General features: G+C 62.3%; 22 protein-coding genes. 16 read left to right on the forward strand and 6 right to left on the reverse strand.

Going from position 1 to position 23137, the window contains the following annotated elements:
- Positions 1 to 151: 151 nt before the first annotated feature.
- From AC2CQI_RS24155 to can, 3 genes are all read left to right on the forward strand, one after another.
- Positions 152 to 940 (forward strand): energy transducer TonB, encoded by a 789-nt coding sequence (locus AC2CQI_RS24155; protein ID WP_484578103.1) that lies wholly within the window; start codon positions 152 to 154, stop codon positions 938 to 940.
- On the forward strand, positions 933 to 1385 hold the full coding sequence (rimI, locus tag AC2CQI_RS24160; RefSeq protein ID WP_075801490.1) for a ribosomal protein S18-alanine N-acetyltransferase: 453 nt from the start codon (positions 933 to 935) through the stop codon (positions 1383 to 1385). The genes AC2CQI_RS24155 and rimI overlap by 8 nt, the downstream gene beginning before the upstream one ends.
- A 68-nt stretch (positions 1386 to 1453) precedes the next feature.
- Positions 1454 to 2092: a carbonate dehydratase gene (gene can / locus AC2CQI_RS24165; RefSeq protein ID WP_075801489.1), complete on the forward strand. Its 639-nt coding sequence runs from the start codon at positions 1454 to 1456 to the stop codon at positions 2090 to 2092.
- A 144-nt stretch (positions 2093 to 2236) separates the two neighbouring features.
- On the opposite strand, the gene AC2CQI_RS24170 is transcribed toward can, so the two are convergent.
- Entirely contained in the window at positions 2237 to 3388 is a 1152-nt protein-coding gene (locus AC2CQI_RS24170) for a hypothetical protein (RefSeq protein ID WP_484578104.1), read from the reverse strand.
- A gap of 94 nt (positions 3389 to 3482) precedes the next feature.
- Here AC2CQI_RS24170 and AC2CQI_RS24175 point away from each other — a divergent pair, with 94 nt between their 5' ends.
- Entirely contained in the window at positions 3483 to 4010 is a 528-nt protein-coding gene (locus AC2CQI_RS24175; RefSeq protein WP_444851697.1) for a D-Ala-D-Ala carboxypeptidase family metallohydrolase, read from the forward strand.
- Between the two features lie 119 nt (positions 4011 to 4129).
- Here AC2CQI_RS24175 and AC2CQI_RS24180 read toward each other — a convergent pair whose 3' ends face one another.
- Complete coding sequence (locus AC2CQI_RS24180) at positions 4130 to 4993, reverse strand: LysR substrate-binding domain-containing protein (protein ID WP_484580661.1); 864 nt, start codon at positions 4991 to 4993, stop codon at positions 4130 to 4132.
- Positions 4994 to 5124: 131 nt separating this feature from the next.
- Between AC2CQI_RS24180 and AC2CQI_RS24185 the strand changes: the two genes are divergently transcribed.
- The 4 genes from AC2CQI_RS24185 (at position 5125) to AC2CQI_RS24200 (ending at position 9801) form a co-directional block, all read left to right on the forward strand.
- Entirely contained in the window at positions 5125 to 5733 is a 609-nt protein-coding gene (locus tag AC2CQI_RS24185; RefSeq protein WP_484578105.1) for a LysE family translocator, read from the forward strand.
- A gap of 63 nt (positions 5734 to 5796) precedes the next feature.
- Positions 5797 to 6309 carry a sigma-70 family RNA polymerase sigma factor gene (locus AC2CQI_RS24190; protein WP_484578106.1) on the forward strand — a complete coding sequence of 171 codons (513 nt, stop codon included), beginning with the start codon at positions 5797 to 5799 and terminating at the stop codon, positions 6307 to 6309.
- Positions 6306 to 7250: a FecR family protein gene (locus tag AC2CQI_RS24195; RefSeq protein WP_484578107.1), complete on the forward strand. Its 945-nt coding sequence runs from the start codon at positions 6306 to 6308 to the stop codon at positions 7248 to 7250. The genes AC2CQI_RS24190 and AC2CQI_RS24195 overlap by 4 nt, the downstream gene beginning before the upstream one ends.
- Before the next feature lie 67 nt (positions 7251 to 7317).
- Positions 7318 to 9801, forward strand: coding sequence for a TonB-dependent siderophore receptor (locus tag AC2CQI_RS24200; RefSeq protein WP_484578108.1), 2484 nt, complete (start codon positions 7318 to 7320; stop codon positions 9799 to 9801).
- Positions 9802 to 9839: 38 nt separating this feature from the next.
- Here AC2CQI_RS24200 and AC2CQI_RS24205 read toward each other — a convergent pair whose 3' ends face one another.
- Both AC2CQI_RS24205 and AC2CQI_RS24210 read right to left on the reverse strand, forming a co-directional pair.
- Positions 9840 to 10235 (reverse strand): hypothetical protein, encoded by a 396-nt coding sequence (locus tag AC2CQI_RS24205; protein WP_484578109.1) that lies wholly within the window; start codon positions 10233 to 10235, stop codon positions 9840 to 9842.
- A gap of 60 nt (positions 10236 to 10295) precedes the next feature.
- A complete protein-coding gene (locus AC2CQI_RS24210) occupies positions 10296 to 10706 on the reverse strand; it encodes a hypothetical protein (RefSeq protein ID WP_484578110.1) in 411 nt (136 codons plus the stop codon).
- A gap of 507 nt (positions 10707 to 11213) precedes the next feature.
- Between AC2CQI_RS24210 and AC2CQI_RS24215 the strand changes: the two genes are divergently transcribed.
- From AC2CQI_RS24215 to AC2CQI_RS24250, 8 genes are all read left to right on the forward strand, one after another.
- Positions 11214 to 11939 (forward strand): response regulator transcription factor, encoded by a 726-nt coding sequence (locus tag AC2CQI_RS24215; RefSeq protein WP_075801479.1) that lies wholly within the window; start codon positions 11214 to 11216, stop codon positions 11937 to 11939.
- A complete protein-coding gene (locus tag AC2CQI_RS24220; RefSeq protein ID WP_484578111.1) occupies positions 11936 to 13273 on the forward strand; it encodes a sensor histidine kinase in 1338 nt (445 codons plus the stop codon). Before AC2CQI_RS24215 ends, AC2CQI_RS24220 begins: the two co-directional genes overlap by 4 nt.
- A gap of 133 nt (positions 13274 to 13406) precedes the next feature.
- Positions 13407 to 15614 (forward strand): FepA family TonB-dependent siderophore receptor, encoded by a 2208-nt coding sequence (locus AC2CQI_RS24225; RefSeq protein WP_484578112.1) that lies wholly within the window; start codon positions 13407 to 13409, stop codon positions 15612 to 15614.
- Positions 15615 to 15750: 136 nt separating this feature from the next.
- Positions 15751 to 16011, forward strand: coding sequence for a DUF3649 domain-containing protein (locus tag AC2CQI_RS24230; RefSeq protein ID WP_075801477.1), 261 nt, complete (start codon positions 15751 to 15753; stop codon positions 16009 to 16011).
- Entirely contained in the window at positions 16008 to 17540 is a 1533-nt protein-coding gene (locus AC2CQI_RS24235; protein ID WP_484578113.1) for a PepSY-associated TM helix domain-containing protein, read from the forward strand. The genes AC2CQI_RS24230 and AC2CQI_RS24235 overlap by 4 nt, the downstream gene beginning before the upstream one ends.
- Before the next feature lies 1 nt (position 17541).
- The gene (locus AC2CQI_RS24240; protein WP_484578114.1) at positions 17542 to 17874 is read left to right on the forward strand and encodes a DUF3325 domain-containing protein; all 333 of its coding nucleotides are present in this window, start codon (positions 17542 to 17544) and stop codon (positions 17872 to 17874) included.
- Between the two features lie 318 nt (positions 17875 to 18192).
- Complete coding sequence (locus AC2CQI_RS24245; RefSeq protein ID WP_484578115.1) at positions 18193 to 18555, forward strand: helix-turn-helix domain-containing protein; 363 nt, start codon at positions 18193 to 18195, stop codon at positions 18553 to 18555.
- Positions 18549 to 19850 carry a type II toxin-antitoxin system HipA family toxin gene (locus AC2CQI_RS24250; protein WP_484578116.1) on the forward strand — a complete coding sequence of 434 codons (1302 nt, stop codon included), beginning with the start codon at positions 18549 to 18551 and terminating at the stop codon, positions 19848 to 19850. The genes AC2CQI_RS24245 and AC2CQI_RS24250 overlap by 7 nt, the downstream gene beginning before the upstream one ends.
- Before the next feature lie 4 nt (positions 19851 to 19854).
- On the opposite strand, the gene AC2CQI_RS24255 is transcribed toward AC2CQI_RS24250, so the two are convergent.
- Positions 19855 to 21330, reverse strand: a complete 1476-nt coding sequence (locus AC2CQI_RS24255) for a methylenetetrahydrofolate reductase C-terminal domain-containing protein (RefSeq protein ID WP_484578117.1) — start codon at positions 21328 to 21330, stop codon at positions 19855 to 19857.
- A gap of 340 nt (positions 21331 to 21670) precedes the next feature.
- Positions 21671 to 22444, reverse strand: coding sequence for a hypothetical protein (locus AC2CQI_RS24260; protein ID WP_484578118.1), 774 nt, complete (start codon positions 22442 to 22444; stop codon positions 21671 to 21673).
- Positions 22445 to 23137 lie beyond the last annotated feature (693 nt).

The raw sequence follows: 23137 nt of genomic DNA on the forward strand, positions 1-23137 counted from the left end.
AAACGCCGGATTGTACTGCATTGAACAGGAATGGTTTCACCCTTGATCGATTCAGCGGTTGTCCGGCGGATTTGTGCGATCGACTGCGGCGCGATAAACGCAACGGCGTTAGAATGTGCGCCCTGACTTATCCACAGATGGCCGAACCTCCTTGCTGACCGAGTCCCGCCGCCGCGCCTACCTGAACGCCATGCAAGTGGTGCACTGGCTGCCGCGTACCGAACTGCCGTTCGCCGCGCCGTCGCGCCCGGAGCTGCTGTTGCCGCTGGAGCCGGTGCTGGACGAGTTGCCGGTGCTGCTGCCAAGCCAGGCCAAGCCGGCTGCCGCGCAACCGGCGGTCAAACCGGCGGAACGGCCGAAGATCGAGATCCCGCGTCCGGGCGCCACGGCCAAGGCCGTCAGCAAGGCGGTGGAAAGCGAGGAAGAGAAGCCCGCCCCGGTCAAGCTGGTCGCACCGCCGCCGCCGCGTTTCTCCCTGCAACTGCTGCGCGCCGGCAGTTGCCTGCTGCTGGTGGAGCTGGCCACCGGGCAGCCGTTCCAGAGCCGCGATCCCTCCTATCTGTTGCTCAAGGACATGCTCCGTGCTGCCGGCTTGCCGGACAGCCCGCAGATTCTCGGCGAGCCGATCCGCTGGCCGCTGCTGGCCCGTGGCAGCCTCGACCAGGGCCCGGATGCCGCCCGCGACTTCGTCCACGGTTTCACCCAGGTGCAACTGGAGCGCGAGCCTGCGGCCTGCCTGTGGCTGGTCGGCCTGCCGGCCATCCGCCATGCCGGCGAGCGTGACGAAGCCGCGTATTACCAGGAATTCCCGGTCGAGGGCCTGGGCACTGCCTGGGCGCTGCCCGGTCTTGAAGTGTTGATGGACGAGCCGCAACGCAAGGCGGACGTCTGGAAAGCCATGCGCCGGCTGATGGCGCGCTGGAAGCCAAGCAATGAGTGACACCCTCAGCTTTCGCCGGATGACCGAGGCGGATCTGGATGCCGTACTGAAGATCGAATATGCCGCCTTCAGCCACCCCTGGACCCGGGGGATTTTCCTCGACGGCCTGAAAAGCTACGAAATCTGGCTGATGTTCGAAGGCGAGCAGCAGGTCGGGCACGGGGTGATCAACGTGATCATCGACGAAGCCCACCTGCTCAATATCACCGTCAAGCCGGAAAGCCAGGGCCGTGGCCTGGGCCTGCGCCTGCTGGAGCAGCTGATGAAGCGCGCCTATGAAATGAACGGCCGCGAATGTTTCCTCGAGGTGCGGGCCAGCAACGAATCGGCCTATCGCCTGTACGAGCGCTACGGCTTCAATGAAGTCGGCCGCCGTCGTGATTACTACCCGGCCCCGGGCGGCCGCGAAGACGCCCTGGTGATGGCCTGCACCCTGATCGAATAAACACGGCAGCGTGACCTGCGCGGGTCGCTGCCTGTCATAACAGCGCATCAATTCATGAGGCCTTGACCATGCACGACCTGCAAGAACTGATCGACAACAACGCGCGCTGGGCCGACGGCATCAAGCAGAAGGACCCGGACTTCTTCGAAAAGCTGGCCCGCCAGCAGACCCCTGAATTCCTCTGGATCGGCTGCTCGGATGCAAGGGTTCCGGCCAACGAGATCGTCGGCATGCTGCCGGGCGACCTGTTCGTCCACCGCAACGTCGCCAACGTGGTGCTGCACACCGACCTGAACTGCCTGTCGGTGATCCAGTACGCGGTGGATGTGCTCAAGGTCCGCCATATCCTGGTCACCGGGCACTATGGCTGCGGCGGTGTGCGCGCTTCGATGCAGGACCGCCAGTTCGGCCTGATCGACGGCTGGCTGCGCTCGATCCGCGACCTGTACTACGAGCACCGCGCCGATCTGGCCAAGCTGCCGACCGAGGATGAGCGGGTCGATCGCCTGTGCGAGCTGAACGTGATCCAGCAGGTGGCGAACGTGGGGCATACCACCATCGTCCAGAACGCCTGGCATCGTGGTCAGGAGCTGTCGGTGCATGGCTGCATCTATGGCATCCAGGATGGCCGCTGGAAGAGCCTGGATGTGACCATCAGCGGGCTGGATCAGTTGCCGCCGCAGTATCGGTTGCGGCCGCAGGAATAAACATTATTCAGCGACACCGCTAACCCCTGTGGGAGCTGGCTTGCCAGCGATAGGGCCCGGCCAGACAACATCTTTGTCAGGGCCGGCCTCATCGCTGGCAAGTCGGGGCGCCGAACCGCAGCTCCCACAGGGTTTTGTGTTGTTTCAGAGGGGGTCGGCAGGTTTCTGCAACTCTCGCAGCTCCCGCGTCATCGCCCCGGTATTGCACTTGGCACTCGCCTGCTCCGGCGTCATTTCCCGAATCGTCCGATAGAACAACTCGCAGGTCTGCTTCTTCGCCGTCACCTGCCACTTCTGCGTGCAGGCATTCAGCGTCAACTGCGGATCCGCCCCCGGATTGCGCCCCATTCCCGCCTGCCAGCACGCCGCGCTGAGGTCCTGGCCCATCATCTTCAGGCCGGCCGCATCGGCCTTGTCCTGGTCACCGCCGTTGTTTGCCTTGTCAGCCGCGTACCAGATCGCGCTCGGGTGGTTGGAGCCCAGCACCGGCACGTTCTGCCCGGCACTCGGGCTGATGATCCCCAGCCCCAGCACCTTCAGGTCCGCACCATATTGCTGCTTGATCCAGCTGCGCACCGGCGCACCGAAGGCCACCATCGGCAGTGACTCACCCTTCGCCGTCAGGGTCACGTCCTTGACCATGCGCACCTGGTAATCCTGGAAGTAGCCGTAGGTGCCTTCCAGGGTCGAGCCGGCGCTGGCCGGTGCGGCGATCGGGGCGATATCGACGATGGTCTGGTAGGCCGGGGTCTGTTCGGCGGGGATGCCGTTGTAGGTCAGCAGGCTGGCCCAGCGGTCGGTGGTATTGGAGCGCAGGTAGTCCTGGGCCTGGGTCAGCGAATAGTCCGGCGGGAAGTGCAGCAGTTCGATGCTGCGGCGGTTTTCCAGGGCCATGCCCAGGGGCAGGAACAGGTACCAGTCATAGGCCCACTTGCCGTCGGCATTGAGTTTTTTCGCACCGTTGTAGGCCAGTTCGCCGGCATCGAGCAGGGCGCTCAGGGGCTTGTGGTAGTCGGCGGGGACGCCGGTGATATCGGCGTAGTACTTGTCGTGGTCGCGTTGCACCTTGACCGTCGCGGCCGGGTAGCCGTCGCGCTGCACGCTCTGGTTCAGGTAATGCTCGACGGTCTGTTCCAGCGTCCAGTTGCGAAAGCAGATCACGCTGCAGTTGTTCGGGTAGGCGAACAGCCGCGTTACGCGGGCCTCGTCGCCCAGTTCGACCCGGGTGTCGGCGGCTGCCTGGCCGGCAATTCCGAGCGCGATCAGGCCCAGGGCGATCGGTGCAATCTTGTGCATGCTTAACTCCTTGTCAGATGGCTCCCTGTGATGGGGCGCCCGCCAGTCTGGAGGACTTTCCATGGGTGTGGGAAGAGGGGCAGTGGCGCTGTTTGTGTTACTGCACGTTGGCGCGGCGCAGGCCGACGAACGGGATGTGTGGATGTTCGCCCAGTGGGCCGGCGCGCATGACACCCGGGGGTTCCGCGAGATGCTGGTGGATGCACGCGTGTATGGGGTGGTGCCGATCCATCAGTTGCTCAGGTCGGCGAGTGACTGGCGGCAGTGTCGGGCGCAGCCGTTTGCCGTACCGCCGGTGGCGCAGTGGGGCGATGTGCGGAGTACCTTGAGGTTGCTCGATCTGCTGCGGGATGAGCGGGTTATCGGGGCTTTCGAGGTGGTGTCCGCTTATCGGGATCCGCTGCTCAATCGTTGTGCCGGTGGGGCGGCGGGCAGTGCGCATATGCGGGCGTTTGCGGTGGATATGCTGCTGGCGGACAGAGGTGATGCGCAGGCGTTGTGCCATTTCTGGCAGCACTACGGCAAGGTCTGGAACATGGGGTTGGGGCGCTATCCGACTGGCAGGATCCATATCGACACCGCGGGCTACCGCACCTGGGGAATGGAATCCGGCTGTGAGTAACTGCGCAGAACCCTGTGGGAGCTGGCTTGCCAGCGATGAGGCCGGCTTGAGCAATGATGTTGTCAGGCCTGGCCCAATCGCTGGCAAGCCAGCTCCCACAGGGTTATGTGTTGATCTTGCTAGCGAGGTTCGACCTGCTCCATCACCCACTCCGTAAAGCGCTGAACCTTCTCCGTCTCCGCCAGCACCTGCGGACACAACAGCACATAAGCCGACCCATCCCGCACAAACCCATGAGGCGCCACCAACTGCCCGCTGGCCAGTTCATCGCCCACCATCAACCGCGACGCCATCGCCACCCCGAGCCCCGCCACCGCTGCCTGGAGACAGAGATAGAAATGCTCGTAATCCGCCCGCTCGACACCCCGGGCCGTCTTCCTGTTCAAGCGCAGCCAGGTCGTCCAGGCCTCCGGCCGGGTGGCACTGTGCAGCAGGCGCTGGCCGGCGAAACCTCTGCTCGGCAACTGCAGGTTGGGACTCGCCACCGGCCCGACCCACTCATCACAGATCTTCTGCACATGCAGCCCGTCCTCCCACTGAAAATCATCCCGCCGCAGCGCCAGATCGACCCCGTTGCGCACGAAATCCACCGGTCCCCCTGCCGTCATCAGATGCACCTGGATATCCCCATGTCGTGCCTGAAAATCCGCCAGCCGCGGGATCAGCCATTTCATCGCCAGGGTCGGTTCGCAGGACAGCACCAGGACGTTTTCCCGGGTGTGCTGCTGCAGCCGCGACACCGTGCCTTCCAGTTGTTCGAAGATCGACTGGGTGGTGCCCAGCAACGTGCGTCCGGCAGCCGTCAGAAAGATCGCGCGGTTACGCCGCTCGAACAGCTCCACCCCAAGCGAGGCTTCCAGCAAGCGCACCTGGCGGCTGACGGCGCCATGGGTGACGTGCAGCAGTTCAGCGGCACGGACGAAGCTTTCGGTGCGGGCGGCCATGTCGAAATAGCGGAAGGCGGTGAGGGCGGGCAGTTTCATATCGGTGAGGAAAACTAGCGGATTTGTCGCACTATAAATCGCTTTTTTCGAAGCCGTAAGGCTTTCGATAATGGCAAGCATGTAACCCATCTGCGTTATTTCATCGCTTATCGAAAACAAGGAAAGCCCGTGTGAACGAACTCATCGCCGTCGCCCTTTTCACCGTGCTGGCCGTCATCAGCCCCGGTCCGGATTTCGCCATGGTCACCCGGGCCAGTTACGCCTTCGGCCGGCGTAGCGGACTGTCTGCGGCCCTGGGCATCGCCTGCGGTGTGCAGGTGCATGTGCTCTATACCGTGCTCGGGGTTTCCCTGCTGGTGCAGCACTCGCCGACGCTGTTCCTGGTGATGAAGGTGCTGGGCGCCGGCTACCTGATCTACCTCGGCTACAGCTCGCTGACCAACACCAGCCGGCTGTCGCTGGAAGGGCAGAGCGGGAACAAGGCGAGGGGCACGTTCCTCTCGGGTTTCCTCACCAATGCCCTCAACCCCAAGACCCTGCTGTTCGTGGTCAGCGCCTACACCCAGGTGGTCGGCCCGGACAGCTCGCTGGCCCGGCAGTTCGCGTACGGGCTGTTCATGTCGGTGGCTCACTGGGTGTGGTTCAGCCTGGTGGCGCTGTGCTTTTCCAGTGCGCCGTTGCGGCGGGTGATGATCGATCGCCAGCGCTTGGTGGATCAGGTGATTGGCATGGCGTTGCTGGGGCTGGGTGTGACGGTGCTGTTCGCCAGTGTGAAGTGAGTGGATTGCAACCTTCTGTGTCGAGAACATAAGATAGAACAATTCTCATTTGTAGTTGCCGCCATGAAAGCCACTCCACCAGCTGACAGTCTCGATGCGTTGTACAAGGGCTATCACGGTTGGTTGCTGGTCTGGCTGCGACGACGCCTGGACTGTCCGCATAACGCCGCGGACATGGCCCAAGACACTTTCATTCGCCTGCTCAGCACCGGCTCCTACGTCGCCCCGAACGAACCCCGCGCCTTTCTCGCCACGGTCGCACGGCGTCTGCTGATGGATCGCGGGCGGCGGCAGAAGCTCGAGCAGGCCTACCGCGAGGAGCTGGCGCGACATGCCGAGTACCTTGAGCAGGCGCCTTCCGCCGAGCAGGTGATGGCCGCGGTGCAGGCCCTGGAACATATCGCCCGGGCGCTGGCTGTCATGGCACCGCGTATGCGCCAGGTGTTTGTCCTGCGCCATTTCGATGGTTTGAGCCATGCCGAGATCGCCGCGCAACTGAATGTCTCCACCAAGACCGTGCAGAACGATCTGGTCCAGGCTCTGTTGCAATGTCATGCGGCGGGAGGCGGTCTGTGAACGTGTCCTCGGCAGTGCTGCACCAGGCGGCGCAATGGTTGGTGCGCATGGATGATGAGCCGGACGCGGCGGAGCAGGAGGCCTTTCGTGCCTGGCTCAATAGTGATCCTGCCCATGTCCAGGCAGTGCAGGCGTTGCAGGGCAGCCTGGCACCGTTGCGCGAGTTGCCGAGAGCGCCCGTGCGGGCGGCGCTGGGCAGTGTGACGGCGCGTTCGTCAGGGCGACGCGGGCTCAAGGCGCTGGCTGTCGCGGTGGTGCTGGCGCTGCCGGCGGGGCTGGCCTTGCAGCAGTTTCCGCCGGGCTATCTGCTGGCGGATATTCATACCGGTGTCGGTGAATGGAGCAGCCAGCAATTGCCGGATGGCAGCCGCATCCAGCTGGACGGGCGTTCGGCGGTGGACCTGCAGTTCGATACCGGGACCCGCACCCTGCGCCTGCTCGGCGGCGAGATCCTGGTGGATGTGGCCAAGGATCCCGCTCGGCCCTTCATCGTCGTCACCGAGCACGGCAGCGTGCGTGCCCTCGGTACGCGTTTCGTGGTTGAGCGGCTGGGGGATTCGACGCGGCTGGCGATGATCGAATCCACTACCCAGGTGAGCAGTGGCGGTGACCGCGTCAATGTCGGTGCGGGTCAGCAGGTGCAGTTCGATGCTCGGGGTATCCAGCCACCGCAACCGGTGGATGGTGTCGGGCTGGAGCAGGCGTGGACCCAGCATCAACTGTTGATCCGCGAGCAGCCGCTGAACGAAGTGCTGGAGCGTCTGGCGCGGCATCATCGCGGCTATCTCAGCTATGACGCCAAGGCCCTGGCCGGGCTCAAGGTCTCGGCGGTGCTGCCTGCCGACGACAGCGAGCGGGCCTTGCGCTTGCTGGCGCGCAGCCTGCCGATCGAGGTGGTGCACTACACGCCGTGGGTCACCCGTATTCGTCCGCAGCAGTAATTCTTTTTCCACTTCCCGGCAGCCGTGCGTCCTTGTACTAGCCAACACCCAACGAGGACCATGGAAGATGTCTGTTTCGCTACGCCCCCGCACCGCCGGCAGCGCCCTGGCGCTGGCCATTCATGTCGCTGTCGTCGGCGCGCCACTGCTTGTCGCGCTGCCTGCTCAAGCCCAGCAGCAACAGCAACGCTACGACATCCCCGCCGGCGCGCTGGGCGACGTGCTCAGCCGCTATGCCCGCGAGGCCGGGGTGGCGATCTCCTTCAATGCCGAGCAGGTCGCGCACAAGCGCAGCGCCGGTTTGCAGGGCAGTTTCGGCGTGCTGGAAGGCTTCGCCGCGTTGCTCCACGGCCAGGGGCTGCAAGCGCAGTCCAGCCCGGATGGCTACGTGCTGATCGCCGTGCCGCAGTCCGGCGACACCCTGGAACTGGGCGCCACGAGCATCACCGGAACGGGGCTGGGGAGCACCACCGAGGGCACGGGTTCCTACACCACTGGAGCGACCAACACCGCGACCAAACTGAACCTGAGCCTGCGGGAAACCCCGCAATCGGTCAGCGTCCTCACCCGCCAGCGCATCGACGACCAAAACCTGCGCAGCATCGGCCAGGTCCTGGAACAGGCGCCGGGCATCAACGTGCAAAGCCCCGGCAGCGACCGCCTCTATGTGTTCTCCCGTGGCCTGGCCATCGACAACTACCAGTTCGACGGCATGCCCACCACGTCCTTCGCCTTCAGCCAGGCATTGCCCCACGCCCTGGCGGACATGGCGATCTACGACCGGGTCGAAGTGGTGCGCGGTGCTACCGGTCTGCTCAGCGGCGCGGGAGATCCGTCCGGCACCGTCAACCTGGTGCGCAAGCGTCCCACCGATACCTTCAAGGGCTACGTCAGTGGCGGCCTGGGTTCGTGGGACCTGTATCGTGGCGAGGTGGATGTCTCCGGTCCGCTGACCGAGACCGGTAATGTGCGGGGCAGGGCGGTGGCGGTGTACCAGCAGGGCAACAGCTTCACCGACCACCTGCAGCAGGAAAAGACCGTGGTCTACGGCATCAGCGAATTCGACCTGAGCGACAGCACGCTGCTCACCGTCGGCTTCGACTACCTGAACAACGACCCGCGCGGCTTCTCCACCACTGGCTTGCCAGTGCTCGACCGCTACGGCAACAAGCTGCACACCTCGCGCTCGGACAACCCGGCCAGCCGTGACAGTACCAACCGCCAGCAGATCGCCAACAGCTTCGCCTCCCTCGAACAGAAGTTCGCCAATGACTGGAGCCTGAAGCTGTCCACCAGCTACCTCTACGGCACCCGCGACTACGACTCGGTGATCGCCGGCACCTCCACCGGCTTCGTCGACCCGGCCACCGGAAGCGGCCTGAAATACACCGCCACCAAGGGCGAGAACTGGCAGCGCCAGAAGGGCCTCGACCTGATGCTCTCCGGCCCGTTCCAGGCCTTCGGTCGCGAGCATGAGCTGGTGATGGGCTTCAACTACCAGGAATACGAGAACCGTCGCAACGGGTTCGGCAACCTCACCGCCTCGGGTGGCAGCGACAACCTGGTCAGCGGCAAGCCGGTGAATATCTGGACCTGGGACAACTACGGCCCGCGGCCGACCTACACCCTCAACCGAGAAGACGACAACCTCGAGCAAAGCCAGAACGGCGCGTACCTCGCCAGCCGGCTCAAGCCCACCGATGATCTCTCGGTGATCCTCGGTGCGCGGGTCAGCAACTACAAGTACCGCGCCAGCTACCACTACAACGTCCCGGCCATGGTCTATCTCGATACCGACGACGCGGTGCGGGTCAGCGGAGAAGTCACGCCCTATGCCGGCGTGGTCTACGATCTCGACGACAACCACTCGGTCTACGCCAGCTACACCAGCATCTTCAAGCCGCAGACCTACAAGGACCGCAACGGCAAGCTGCTGGATCCCCGTGAAGGCGACAACTACGAGATCGGGCTCAAGGGCGAATACTTCGATGGCCGCTTGAACACCGCCATCGCCCTGTTCGAGGTCAAGCTGGAGAACGACAACGTCGCTGACGGCATCATCATCGGCACCGACTACGACACCGCCTACGTGGCGAAGAAAACCACGACCCGGGGGATCGACCTGGAGATCAGTGGCGAGGTGCTGCCGGGCTGGAATATCGACGCCAGCTACAGCCATTCCCGGGTCGAGGACAGCGATGGCGAGCGAATCAAGAGCATTGTCCCGCTGGACATCTTCAAACTCTGGACCACTTACCGCATGCCGGGTGCGCTGGAGCGCCTGACCATTGGTGGCGGGGTCAACTGGCAGAGCAGCATCCACTTCACCTCGGAAAGCTGGATGCTGCCATCGGCCTCGACCTACAAGCAGGATGACTATGCGACGGTGGGGTTGATGGCGCGGTATCAGCTGACGCCGCAGTGGTCGGCGACGGCGACGGTTAACAACCTGTTCGATGAGAAGTATGTGAGTTCGCTGGATGAGAATTTCTATAGCGGGAGTTATGGGGAACCGCGGAATTTCATGGTGACGAGTAAGTGGGAGTTTTGAGGGCGGTGGCCCCCTCGTGAAGCGAGGGGGCTGAAGTCTCAGTCCACGTATATTTCCCTGGCGATGGTGAATGCGATGATCCAGGCGATGGGGAATGCGAGGATTAGTCGGTTTGTTTTCGTCCATTCTTCTATAAGCGGTTGTGCGTTTTTCATGTCTTCTTCGCAGATGCGCCCATCCTCGAAGAATGGATCGGGGAACGTCAGTACATGGTTCAAGGCCTTCCGAAGGCGCTTTCTTTCACGCTTGCTTGCTCCTTCAAGTAATTGATCGGCCAACAACATGTAGCTGCTGTTCTGCATGGTCTTGAAAAGTTTTCGATGATGTAGCGCTTCGAGTTTGTTCGTGAGTCTCGAGGCAGCAATAAGCATCAGAAAGCCAAAGCCGATGATGCAGAGCCACATGCCTTCTGACCATGTTTCCATTTCTAGCATATGTTTTCTGGCCTTTTTAAAGCGCCTATTCATCAAGACTAGACGCTTGTTGTAGTGGTTTTACGCGGAATTTCCTTCCTGGATTTTGAAAAGCAAACCGATCAAAATCATCCAGGTCAGTGCCGTTATAGCGAGAGAGAATTCGATTTTTATGATTCTCTCAAGCTTCCTGGGGAATTTTCCGATATCGCTCTGGCAAAGATCTCCGATGCGTACGAATGATTTTTTGAATAGAATCAGTCCCGCAATCAAGCTGAAAGTCAGCGCTCGTGATGTGAGGCTTTTTTGACTGATGTTTCGAGATAGTGATTGGGCGTATGAGCTATTCGGTAAAGCTTCTAACAGGTTGGGCAGATATTTTTTGCTTATGTAGATTGATGCCCCTATGTAAGTGAAGGTAAGAAGGAATCCGCCGCATACAAAGGTGAGGGCGATAGGGTAAGGCCACGAATCAATGTGGGTGATGTTCATATGAAGTCACCTTCGTAGATTAGAGTTCCAGTCTTCTCGCCGCCCCAGCCACCGAGTTCAGTGCCTCCCCACGCACCTGCGCCGATGCCAATCGTGGTGCACATCGATCGAGCGGCATTCGCGGATCGCCAGGCAGAGGTGTTGATTGTTGAAACGCCGGGTAGTGGATTGCATGGCACGGCTCCTTGCTCATCGGCACCGCCTGTTTTTCCGGAATGAAAAAGCGGCGGTGCTCGTGGGGTGGAAGCCTGTAACCCTGAGGTCTTGATGCTGGGAAAAACATCAGACGTTTCCGAGGGATGTGTAGGGAATTTTTGAAGTGTGGTGTTGCTGATGGCCTCATCGCCGGCAACGCCGGCTCCCACAGGTTTCGCGGTACATGCGGACCCTGTGGGAGCTGGCGTTGCCAGCGATGAGGCCCGCAAGCCCTGCAAACAACGATGGGCATCTTCGCGATCTTTCGTCAGAATGCACGACAAAGAACCATTCTCATTCGCAAGGTGCCCCATGCAGCCCGCCTTATCCCCCCGTGCCCCGGTGCGCATCCTGGCCATCGAGGACGACCCGCTCCTGGCCGCCCATATCGACAGCCACCTGGGCCAGCGCGGCTTTGCCGTGACCCTGCGGAACGACGCGAAGGACGTGGTGGACCTGTTGCGCGAAGGCGACTTCGACCTGGTCCTGCTGGATATCCTCCTGCCCGACAGCAACGGACTGGAGACCCTCGCCGAACTGCGCCGCCGCCAGCGCGTGCCGGTGATCCTGATGTCGGCCCTGGGTGCCGAGCAGGACCGCATCGTCGGTTTCAGCCAGGGCGCCGACGATTACCTGCCCAAGCCTTTCAGCATGGTCGAGATGGATGTGCGCATCGATGCGATCCTGCGTCGCGTGGCCTACGAGCGCGAAGAACGCCAGGGCCATGACGAATTGGGTCAGGCCCTGGGCCTGACCTTCGATCCGCTGCGCAGCGACGTGTGCAGCAACGGCACCTGGGCCGACCTGACCAGCACCGAGTACCGCATCCTCGAAACCTTGCTGCATTCGCCCAACGAGGTGCTGAGCAAGACCTTCCTTTACCAGCAGGCCCTGCACCGCGCCTATTCGATCCACGACCGCAGCCTCGACATGCACGTCAGCCATATCCGCCGCAAACTCCAGGGCATCGGCTATAGCGCCGGTCGGGTGGAGACGGTGCGCGGGGCCGGTTATGTGCTCAAGCGCGTCAGCCCATGAACCTGCCCGACCGCCATTCGCTGCTGTGGAAACTGGTGGGCGGCATCGCCCTGCTGAGCCTGCTGATCATCAGCCTGCACGTGGATATCAGCCAGCGCCTGGAGACCGCCACGGCCAAGCTGCCCGCGCCGACGCAGAAGATCCTCGCCGACTACGCCGCCGAGGCCGAAAGCGCCTGGAATGCCCGCGGCACCCCGGGCGTGGACGATTTCCTGCGCAGCCTGCGCGAGCGCGAAGGTGTGTGGGCTGCAGTGGTAGGGCAGTATGACCAGTCGTTGTCGTCTCAACCGTTGCACGGGCGCGAGCGCAAGAAGCTGCATTTCATGCGCACCCTGGACTGGTCCGTGGGGCGTCCCGGCGGCACGCCGACTTTCTACGTGCCATTCAGCGACAGCGAGGCGCGGCTGGTGATGGATTTGCCGGCCCGTCTCGACCCGCGCAAGTACAACCATCTCTGGCGCTTGCTGCTGGAGCGCATCGTGCCGGCCTGCCTGGCCTTGGGACTTGGCGTGCTGCTGTACCGCACGCTGATCGCGCCGATGGTGATCCTGCGCCGCCAGGCCAATGCCCTGAGTACCGGCAACCTGTCCGCCCGGGTCGGTCCGCAACTGACCCGCCGTCGCGACGAACTGGGCGATTTGGGCCGGGCCTTCGACCATATGGCCGGGCGCCTGGAGAACACCGTGGAGTTCCAGCGCCAGTTGCTGCGCGACCTCTCCCACGAACTGCGCACGCCCCTGAGCCGACTGCGCGTCACCGGTGAACGCGAGCAGGACACCACTGCCCTGCGCCAGCGCCTGGAGCGCGAAGTGCAGGGCATGGAGCGCCTGATCAACGACACCCTGGAGCTGGTCTGGCTCGACACCGAGCGCCCGCAACTGCCCGTGGAAACCGTGGATATCGGACGCCTGTGGGATGTGCTGTGCGAGGACGTCTGCTACGAAAGCGAGTGGTCCGTCGAGCAGTTGCACAACGACCTGCCGGGCGCCTGCCTGGTAGTGGGCAATCTCAACAGCCTCGCCCAGGCCATGGAGAACATCCTGCGTAATGCGGTGCGTCATTCACCCCCGGACGGGCTCGTACGATTGGGCGGGCGACGGGACGGCGAGGACTGGCACCTGTGGATCGAAGACCAGGGCCCCGGCGTCGATCCACTCAAGCTGGAAAGCATCTTCCTGCCCTTTACCCGTCTCAATGCCGCACGCCCCGGCGGTGATGGCTTCGGCCTCGGCCTGTCGATCGCCCGCAGCGTGGTGCAGTTGCAGGGCGGCGAGGTGTGGGCGCAGAACCGCTCGCCCGGGCTGCGGGTCAACCTGCGGGTGAGAAGTGTATGAAATGTAAAAAAGATTTACTCTCATTTGAGAGGAAGTAGCATTCGCGCTCGTCCCGGTCAGGTCTGGGGCGAGCCGGATGATGATGTCCCACGCTCCCTGCCTGACGCCCGTCATTGCGAAAGGAGCGTCGTCGATGCAGCCCCGTTTCAAGCTCAGCCCTCTTTGCCTGGCCCTGCTGGCCATTTCCCCGTCGTCCTTGCTGGCTGCCACCGAGGTGCGCGAGGACCTGGAACTGGCCGAGACCCACGTGGTGGCCACCGCTGCCGAAGAACTGAAGCAGGCGCCCGGCGTGTCCCTGATCACCGAGGAGGACATCAAGAAGCGTCCGCCGGTGAACGACCTTTCCGAAATCATCCGCAAGATGCCCGGGGTCAACCTGACCGGCAACAGCGCCAGTGGCACCCGTGGCAACAACCGGCAGATCGACCTGCGCGGCATGGGGCCGGAAAACACCCTGATCCTGATCGACGGCAAGCCGGTCACTTCGCGCAACTCGGTGCGCTACACCCGCTCCGGCGAGCGCGATACCCGTGGCGACAGCAACTGGGTGCCGGCCAATGAAGTCGAGAGCATCGAAGTCCTGCGCGGTCCGGCGGCGGCGCGCTATGGCTCCGGCTCCATGGGCGGGGTGGTGAACATCATCACCAAGCGCCCGACCCAGGAAGTCAGCGGCAGCATCAGTGCCTTCACCAACCTGCCCGAGGACGATGCCGAAGGCATGACCAAGCGCACCACTTTCAGCCTCTCCGGGCCGTTGACCGACGCGCTGACCTTCCGTGTCTACGGCAACCTGAACAAGACCGATGCCGACGACGCCGACATCAACGCCGACCATACCGCGGCAGGTGGCTCCCTGGCCGCTGGCCGCGAGGGCGTGCGCAACAAGGACGTCAATGCGCTGCTCAGCTGGGCCCTGGACAACCAGCAGACCCTCGACTTCGAAGGTGGCTTCAGCCGCCAGGGCAACATCTACGCCGGCGATGTCGGCACGGGCGCCACCGACTCGCTGACCCCGAACAGCACGGTCAACCAATGGCTGGGTCGCGAGACCAACACGATGTACCGGCAGAACTTCTCCGTCACCCATCGCGGCGACTGGGAGTTCGGTACCTCGCGCCTGATGGCGCAGTACGAGAACACCCGCAACAACCGCCTGCTGGAAGGCCAGACCGGCTCGGTGGACGGCGATATCAGCGGCAACGACAAGTCCACCAGCACCTATGACAGCTACCTGGTCCAGGGCCAGCTGGACATTCCGCTGGAGATCCTGCGGCCGCAGACCCTGACCCTCGGCGCCGAGTGGAACTACCAGGAACTGGACGACCCGAGCACCATGAACCGCGCCATCGGCACCACCCTGCCAAACTCCGCGGCAGGTGCCCGGGACACCGACATGGACGCGACCATCATGGCCGTCTATGTCGAAGACAACATCGAGTTGACCCGCGACTGGTTCCTCACCCCGGGCCTGCGCCTGGACCATCACGATCAGTTCGGCGCCAACTGGAGCCCGAGCCTGAACACCTCGTACAAGCTCACCGAGGACATCACCCTCAAGGGCGGTATCGCCCGGGCGTTCAAGGCACCGAACCTGTACCAGTCCAACCCCAACTACCTGTACCGCAGCAATGGCAACGGCTGTGCGCCGAGCCTCGCTTCCACGGGCTGCTACGTGCTGGGCAACGCCGACCTCGATCCGGAAATCAGCATCAACAAGGAAGTCGGCATCAGCTTCGCCCGCGATGGCTGGAGCGCCGGCCTGACCTACTTCCGCAACGACTACGAGAACAAGATCGTCTCCTCCAACGACCTTGCCGGGCGCACCTCGGCCAACGAAGCGATCCTGCGCTGGGACAACGCCAAGGACGCGGTGGTCAAGGGCTGGGAAGGCAATATCGGCGTGCCGCTGCTGGGCGAGGCGGGGGAGATCCTCAGCTGGAACACCAACCTCACCTACATGGACTCCAACGAGGACAGCGACGGCAACCCGCTGTCGGTGGTGCCGGAATACACGGTCAACACCATGCTCGACTGGCAGGTGACCCAGGCCCTGGCGCTGAGCCTCACCGGCACCTACTACGGCAAGCAGGAGCCGCGGGTATTCAACCCGACGCGGGATGTGGCGGTGACCGGGCAGAACGAGTTGCAGACCCTTGATCCGTACCATGTCTGGGGTGTCGGCGGGACCTACGAGCTGAACAGGAACGTCTCGTTCGGCGCGGGGATCAGCAACCTGTTCGACAAGCGCGTGTACCGTGAAGGGGCGGGGACCTCGGCGGGGGCCAGCACCTACAACGAGCCGGGCCGGGCGTTCTATGCGTCGGTGACGACGACCTTCTGATCCGAGATCTTGAGAACGCTGGTGACCCTGTGGGAGCTGGCTTGCCAGCGATTGCTGCAGTGAATTCACCGCCGCTATCGCTGGCAAGCCAGCTCCCACAGGGGGCGTGGAGTTCTCAAGAGATGAGGTGTTCACAATGCTCTCCCGCATCACCGCCGCCATCCTCGGCGGCTACGCCTTCACCTACGCCGCCACTGCCGCCCTCGCACGGCTGTTGCCGCTGGACAAGGTCGACGCCCTGATCAGCGCGACCCTGCTGTCCTTCGCCCTTTACACCGGCGCGATCCTCTGGGCCTTCGCCTGCCGCAGCGCCACCCGCGCCTGGGCCGGGCTGGCGCTGGGCGTGCCGCTGGCGGCGATCGGTTTCTGGCCGCAACTCACAGGCCTGTCAGGATGAAACAGAAAACCATCACCCAATCCCTGTCCTGGATGCACACCTGGTCTGGGCTGGTCTTCGGCTGGATCCTTTTCGCGATTTTCCTCACCGGCACCCTGGCAGTGTTCGACAAGGAAATCGACGGCTGGATGCGCCCGGAAATCCCCCGTCACGACCTGAGCCAGCCCGAAGCGCTGCAGCGCGCCCTGGATTATCTGCAGGCCAACCACCCCGGCGCCAGTGCCTGGAATATCGGCCTGCCAAGCGAACGCTCGCCGGGCCTGAGCGTCTCCGCCGGCGAGCAGCGTCGCGGTGGCGGCGTGTCCCTCGACCCGACCACCGGCGAGAAGCTGGACGTCCGCGAAACCGCCGGCGGCAGCTTCTTCTTCCGCTTCCACTTCACCCTTAACCTGCCGCGCAACTTCGGCATCTGGGTGGTGGGCCTGGCCGCCATGGCGATGCTCGCGGCGCTGGTCAGCGGCATCGTCATCCACAAGAAATTCTTCAAGGAGTTCTTCACCTTCCGCCCGGCCAAGGGCCAGCGCTCCTGGCTGGATGCGCACAACGCCACGGCGGTGCTGGTGCTGCCGTTCCACCTGATGATCACCTACACCGGGCTGGTGATTTTCTACCTGATCTATATGCCGGCGGCGTCTGATGCGCTGTTCGATGGCGACCGCGATGCGCTGAACCGGGCCATGCGCGGCGCGCCGATGCAACAGCATGGGCAGGCGAGGGGCGAACCGGTCGAGTCGGCACGCCTGACCGATCTCGGGCCGGTACTGGCGGCGGCGGAGCAGGCCATGGGGCCGTTGTCCGGTCTGTCGATCCAGAACCCGGGCAGCAGCAACGCGCGAATCGAAGTACGCCCGGTACTGGGCAATCGCATCGAACTGACCAAGGGCCAGAGCATGGTCTTCGATGGCGCCAGTGGCCGGGTGCTGCGTGCACCGGCCGAAAGCCGCCCGAGCCTGCTGACCCAGCGGGTCATGGCGGGCATGCACTTCGCCCAGTTCGGCGGCTATCCGATGCGCTGGCTGTACTTCCTCTGCGGGCTGGCCAGCTGCGCGATGATCGCCACCGGGCTGGTGCTGTTCACCGTCAAGCGGCGGCGTCGGCACGATGGCGAAGGGGCACTTGGTGCGCTGCTGTACCACGTGGCGGAGCGGCTGAATGTCACGGTGGTCGCCGGGTTGTCGGTGGCTTGCATCGGGCTGTTGTGGGCCAACCGCTTGTTACCGGTGGAGCTGGCGCAACGTGGTGGCTGGGAGGTGCGGGTGTTCTTCCTGGTCTGGCTGGCGACCCTCGGCCATGCCCTTGTTCGCCCGCGGTTGAAGGCCTGGCGCGAGCAACTGGGGCTGGCGGCGCTCATGTGCCTGCTGTTGCCGCTGTTCAATGTATTCACCGTCAACCGGGGGGAGTTCATCTCTCTGGAAATCACCAGCGTATCGATCGGCCTCCTGCTGGGCTGGTGTTGCTGGAAGGTCGGCCAGCCGCCGAAGGAGCGTCCGGCGCGGCGCGGGGCTGCAGCCGTCGTGGAGGTCAGTTGAGATGGGCGTGATGTTATCCACAGGGCTGTTGCTGGCGTACAGCGGGATGCTTGGGTTGTGCCTTGGGCTGGAGCGGCATTACAAGCAGGTCTGGCAGCGGGTGCCGGGGCCCTGGATGCGCCGCGGGTTGCGTCTGGGTGGATGGCTGGCACTGGGGGCCAGCTTTGCCGCAAGTGTTGCCTGCTGGGGCTGGGCGATGGGGCCGATTGGCTGGCTCGGGCTGCTTTCGCTGGCGGGGCTGGGGTTGGTGATGTTGTTGCCGTATCGGGCAAAGGGGGCGGTGGTGCTGGCACTGGCCGGATGGTTGGTGATTGGTGTGGTAGGGATGTTATGAGTTGAGCGTCAGAGGTGTTCTGGTTGGGTAGAAGGCTTTTTCTAGTGCACCTCTGAAGACTGCTACCTGACGGAACAGGATTCTGCCGAGGAGGTTGTGCGACTCGATGGCTTGCCAACTCCGGAAGAGAGAACATCCTGAGATATCATTTAATGGCTAAAAATATAGCCGTATTTCGTGTTTTTAGCGATTTACGGCTAAATAGTCATCCATTATTTATTCTGTTGCTGATTCTTTTATTGCGGCTAGTATTCTGATCAATAGAAGCCAAAAGGCGTCTTTGTGATCAGGAAACAGTCCGTTATGAGAATGCTCTCTATGAGCGATCAGGCCATTGCCGAACTGATCGGGTCCCGTGTCGAAGCCCTCAGGCTCAAGAAGAACATCCATCTGGAGCTGGTTGCCCATGAGGCAGGCATTTCCCGTCAGACCCTAAGAAATCTGCTCAACGGCAAGGGAACGCTTCTGAACCTGATCGCAGTGCTGCGGGTGATCGATGAACTGGACCGACTAGGCTCTCTGACCGAAGAGGTGCGCCCCAGTCCGATCCAGATGGCAAGGATGGCGGGCAAGCAAAGGGTTCGCGCCTCCAGCCCCCGGAAAAGGGATAACGAGCCCATGCCGGCCAGCGGCAGAAAACCATTGCTGGCGCCGGCAGGAACAAAGGACACTGAATGGTGATCGCGAAAATCTACCTGTGGGATCTGTACGTTGGGGCCCTGAACTGGGATGAGGCCAGCCAGACCGGTGAATTCGAATACGCTGCCGAGTTCGTGCGTGCCGGGCTGGAGATCTCACCGATCCATATGCCGCTGTGCGCCGACTACACCTATGTGTTCCCGGGGCTGAACCGGGAAACCTTCCGTGCCTTGCCGGCGATCTTCGCCGACTCCCTGCCCGACGATTTCGGCAATGCCCTGATCAACGCTTGGCTGGCCCAGCGCGGGCGTGATCGACAAGGCTTTTCGCCGGTCGAGAGATTGCTGTACCAGGGCAACCGTGGGATGGGTGCACTGGAGTACCACCCGGCGCTGAACGCTGAAATGGATCAGGCGCAGCGTATCGAGATCCACGCATTGGTCCAGTTGGCCAGCGAGGTGTTATCCAACCGCGCCAGTCTCGAGGACCGGCTGACGGCCAATGACCCCAGCGTCGACGAGTCGGCGCTGCAACGCCTGATCCAGGTAGGCACCAGTGCGGGCGGGGCGCGGGCCAAGGCGATCATCGCCATCAATGATGCCGGGGATATCCGCTCCGGTCAGATCCAGGCGCCTCCTGGCTACAGCTATTGGTTGCTGAAGTTCGACGTCGCCAAGCACACCGATCTGTTGGCCGACAGCCAGGGCTACGGACGCATCGAATACGCCTACTACCTGATGGCCAGGGCCGCAGGGGTGCAGATGAGCGAATGCCGGCTCCTGGAGGAGGGAGGGCGTGCGCACTTCATGACCCGGCGCTTCGATCGCAACGATGCCGGCGAGAAGATCCATATGGCGACCTTGTGTGCCCTCGATCATGCCGACTACAAGAAGCCGGGTGACTACTCCTATGCCGAGGCGTTCGCGGTGATGCGCATGCTCAGGCTCGGGCGTGACGAAGCCGTGCAGTTCTTCCGGCGGATGGTCTTCAACGTCATTGCGCGCAATCAGGACGACCACACCAAGAACATCGGCTTCCTGATGGACACTGATGGCACCTGGTACCTGTCGCCGGCCTACGATGTGACCTGGTCGTATCTGCCTGGCAACTTCTGGGTGGACAGCCATCAGATGACGATCAACGGCAAGCGCGACGGTTTCAGCCTGGACGATCTGCTTGCGGTCGGCGCTCAGGTCAGGGGCATGGATGCGCAACAGATAGTGCGCGAGGTTGCGGACGCTGTGGCGCGCTGGCCTGAACTGGCACGGAGTGTCGGGGTAGCGGAGGCGACGGTCGAAGCGATAGCGCGCTCCCATCGCTTGTATCTGGCGGGGTGAAGGTTTATGGCAGCGCCGCGCTGCCGACTTGCTCCGAGGTCTTTTCCTTCGCCCCGACATCAAACCACCCCGGCCACGAACTCCTCTGTCGTCCTCCCACCTCCACACACGGAATCAACCGCTCCGTCAGCACCGCCGTCTGCCCCACCGACTTCGCGGTGCGGTACTTGATGCTGTGGATACATTCGCGGTCGCCGAACTCGCAGCGGTTCAGCCGGGTGCCGCCGCAGGGGCCGTTGGCCAGACCCTTGGGGCAGGTTTCCGGGCAGATGTAGAGGGTGTCTTCAAGGCGGCAACTGCCGCAGGTATCGCAGCCTACCAAGGGCCGTTTCACCCCGCGTTCCAGGCGATGCAGCAAGCGCGCGCCGGGCGCCGTCGACCACAAGGGCCGGCGAACCGCCCAGCCGAACGCCTTGCTCAACGCATTGCTGCGGCTGAACAGCGCCGAGTGGAAGGTAGACAGCAGGTGATAGCGCAGCCTCTCCCGGGTCGTGGCTTCGACCCGTGACTCCCCGGCTTCCCAGTCCGAACCTGGCGGATGGAAGGTCACCGCCGGCACTCCCGGCATGCGCCAGCTCTCGGCCCAGGCCAGGGCCCATTCTTCCTCGGTGCGGATCTTGCCCTGCCACTCGTCCAGCGCTCGCTCCAGGGCCAGCAACTGTTCCATCTCGTGCACGCCGGACAGGTTGATCCCGGCATAGCCCATCAGTTGCAGGCCGATCACCTGCAAGGCCAGGCGGCTCACGCTGCGCGCCTGGGCATGGGCTTTCGACACGGCCTCTTCTGCCGCCACCAGCGCCTTCATCGACGGCGATACCGTGACGCCCGCGACATGCTCCAGCATTTTCGCCCGGCCATGGGTCAGGCCCATGATGCAGGCGAGCATCGGCCGCGGTGTTGGCTGGCGCTGCATCCAGTCCATGGCCTCGCGGTACTTGGTCATGTCGAAGCCGAGCTGCAGGATCAGGAAGTCCGCCCCGGCCTTGAGCTTTTTCTGCGCCTTGAAGTACTGCGCGCCGCCTTCTTCCTCGCAGTATTTGAAAGGATTGAGTGCGGCGCCGAGCAGCCAGTCCGGGCGGGCCTGGCGGACGATGCCGAGGGCGGCCACCGATTCCAGGTAGCGCACCGGTCGCTGCCCCGGCTCATGGCCGTGCAGGCGATCGCCGGTGAGCAGCAGGAGTTGTTCGAGGCCGAGTGAATCCATGCGTTCGAGCTGTGCCAGCAGGTCCTGGCGTTCGCGGTCCTTGCCGGAGAAATGCGGGATCACCGGCACGGGCGTGGACAGGCTGGCGAAGGTATCCAGCGGCGACGTATCCAGATTGCTGCCCACCCGGTCGGCGATACCGGCCAGCATCGGCCAGCCACTCAAGTGACCGCGCTGCATCAATTGCTCGAAGCCCGCAAGACGTTGCGGCTTGGGGACGAACTCCATCACGCAGACGAACTGGCGGTCGTGGAGCGCCTGTTTCAACAGATTCATGATTGCGCCATGGGCTCGGGTCCTGGATCCGTCGATTCTGGACGAGGGCGCCGGGCCGCTCATGTCCGCCAGCGCACGAAAATGCCTTGAAAAAGACATGGCCGTGTCCGTGGTGACGAAATGGCCAAACGACAGGCACAAAAAAGCCCGCGCTAGGCGGGCTTTTCTGTTTGCCATCAAGTCCGAAGACTCTCAGGCGGGGTATGGTGGTACACAGTCATTTGAACCTGAGATTCAATCTATTGATTTTTATAGATTTTATTTGGATCTATTAATTGTGGCATACACGCTGGCATACATCAGCAATCCTGTTGTCAGCTCCCGAGCTTGGGACCTAGGTCTACTTATTGGGCCGTTTTCTCGTTTGCAGGGCCGCTTGGCGAATAATCCGCCCCGATTTATCGTCGATCTTAAATACAGTCTGATCGACCAAGAGAAAGGTGCTATTGCTGTCGGCGAGGATGAGATGGCCGGTGAGACTTAGGCCTTTTTCAGTAATGACGGTCTGGACGCTATCCAAGCCATAGGACGCATCCACAGAGGTAAATTTTTTGAAGTCTCTTCGGCCTGCATCTGCGCCGCTATTCAGGCTAATCGCTGGGATGACGAAGGCTAAGAACATCGACATCCCGATCCAGGTGGCGGCCCCGACGATGACGTTTGTCTTCAGTCGATTGTTGATCACTTTCATGAAAGCTGCTGCGAGGATGACGAACAAAAGAGCCGTCAGGCTTGGGACTATGATGGGATAGGAGGTTGCTGCTCCGAGTACGCTATCCAGTATGTTGACGTAGCCCCACAGCAGCAGAGTAGGCGTGTTGAGGGTAATTTCATTGATGTCTATGCCAAATTGCTCGTAGTACCCCACCATACGAGAATACCCATAGGCCACCAGAGCAGGTGGCAGTGCTATGCCCCCTAAAGCCAGCAGCTTGAGCGCCAAATCCGTATTGGTTGTTGAGCCTTGAGATACGGCGGTGTCTTGAGCTGTGGATGGTTGGCTGGGGGGCTGCTGAACATCAAAGGTCACAGGCGTCACCAGTTTCACTTTGACAGTTTTATCTCTGTTCCAGAACATTTCGCTTCCCTGCGAGATCCATGAGGCAACGAACATACATTCAGCGCCATGGTGGCAGCTAGGGCATTCGCGAGGATAGCTAGGGACCCTGACGTTTTGCTCACGGTACGGGGGCGGAAACCCGCGCCATCGCGCTAGCGGGCTGGCCACCAGGTTACTGAAATTTCAGTCATTGAAATCTATCGAACGGCTGCATGAAGAGCTGATTCTTGCCAGTGCGGTAAGGATAAGGCTCGGTGTTCAAGAAGCTGCACAATTCACCCCGGTTCACCTGATTCACCAGTTCACTAAGCTGGGCGCCCTGCCGCTAACAAAGAGCCGCGGGTTCCCCACCCCGTATCTCATGACTTTCTCTAGGGTCCCCCGCTCGGCTTCCACATACGTCGCTCACAGACTGCTGAGCGACCGTCGCCGCTGTAGGCTATGCAGAGAACTGGGCGAGGGTATGTGCGCATTCGTCGTGTTTCGCGTGTTTCGCGTGCAACAATTAATTCAACCTATTGATTTAATTAGTAAATTCACAGAAAAAGGCGATCTCAATCTTAGTGTAACGACGGCTATTTCGTGTAACAGTGTTACATTTCCTTCTGATGTCGGCGCATTGCACTCTGCTTAGCAGACCAAAATGATAGAGGGCAGATTTCGCTTTTCCCATCAAATGGACTAGGCGGCTCGACAGATCGACATCCATTTGAGACCCGGGCACTATGGCTCCTCACCTGCCCACCA

Source organism: Pseudomonas sp. P2S-1 (genome assembly GCF_057197725.1).

Coding starts and splice junctions, on each gene's coding strand:
- AC2CQI_RS24230 (WP_075801477.1), top strand. CDS start 15,751: ATGCTCTCCCGCATCACCGCCGCCATCCTCGGCGGCTACGCCTTCACC.
- AC2CQI_RS24240 (WP_484578114.1), top strand. CDS start 17,542: ATGGGCGTGATGTTATCCACAGGGCTGTTGCTGGCGTACAGCGGGATG.
- AC2CQI_RS24260 (WP_484578118.1), bottom strand. CDS start 22,444: ATGTTCGTTGCCTCATGGATCTCGCAGGGAAGCGAAATGTTCTGGAAC.
- AC2CQI_RS24255 (WP_484578117.1), bottom strand. CDS start 21,330: ATGAATCTGTTGAAACAGGCGCTCCACGACCGCCAGTTCGTCTGCGTG.
- AC2CQI_RS24170 (WP_484578104.1), bottom strand. CDS start 3,388: ATGCACAAGATTGCACCGATCGCCCTGGGCCTGATCGCGCTCGGAATT.
- rimI (WP_075801490.1), top strand. CDS start 933: ATGAGTGACACCCTCAGCTTTCGCCGGATGACCGAGGCGGATCTGGAT.
- AC2CQI_RS24245 (WP_484578115.1), top strand. CDS start 18,193: ATGAGCGATCAGGCCATTGCCGAACTGATCGGGTCCCGTGTCGAAGCC.
- AC2CQI_RS24200 (WP_484578108.1), top strand. CDS start 7,318: ATGTCTGTTTCGCTACGCCCCCGCACCGCCGGCAGCGCCCTGGCGCTG.
- AC2CQI_RS24220 (WP_484578111.1), top strand. CDS start 11,936: ATGAACCTGCCCGACCGCCATTCGCTGCTGTGGAAACTGGTGGGCGGC.
- can (WP_075801489.1), top strand. CDS start 1,454: ATGCACGACCTGCAAGAACTGATCGACAACAACGCGCGCTGGGCCGAC.
- AC2CQI_RS24225 (WP_484578112.1), top strand. CDS start 13,407: ATGCAGCCCCGTTTCAAGCTCAGCCCTCTTTGCCTGGCCCTGCTGGCC.
- AC2CQI_RS24235 (WP_484578113.1), top strand. CDS start 16,008: ATGAAACAGAAAACCATCACCCAATCCCTGTCCTGGATGCACACCTGG.
- AC2CQI_RS24180 (WP_484580661.1), bottom strand. CDS start 4,993: ATGAAACTGCCCGCCCTCACCGCCTTCCGCTATTTCGACATGGCCGCC.
- AC2CQI_RS24205 (WP_484578109.1), bottom strand. CDS start 10,235: ATGCTAGAAATGGAAACATGGTCAGAAGGCATGTGGCTCTGCATCATC.
- AC2CQI_RS24190 (WP_484578106.1), top strand. CDS start 5,797: ATGAAAGCCACTCCACCAGCTGACAGTCTCGATGCGTTGTACAAGGGC.
- AC2CQI_RS24250 (WP_484578116.1), top strand. CDS start 18,549: ATGGTGATCGCGAAAATCTACCTGTGGGATCTGTACGTTGGGGCCCTG.
- AC2CQI_RS24215 (WP_075801479.1), top strand. CDS start 11,214: ATGCAGCCCGCCTTATCCCCCCGTGCCCCGGTGCGCATCCTGGCCATC.
- AC2CQI_RS24210 (WP_484578110.1), bottom strand. CDS start 10,706: ATGAACATCACCCACATTGATTCGTGGCCTTACCCTATCGCCCTCACC.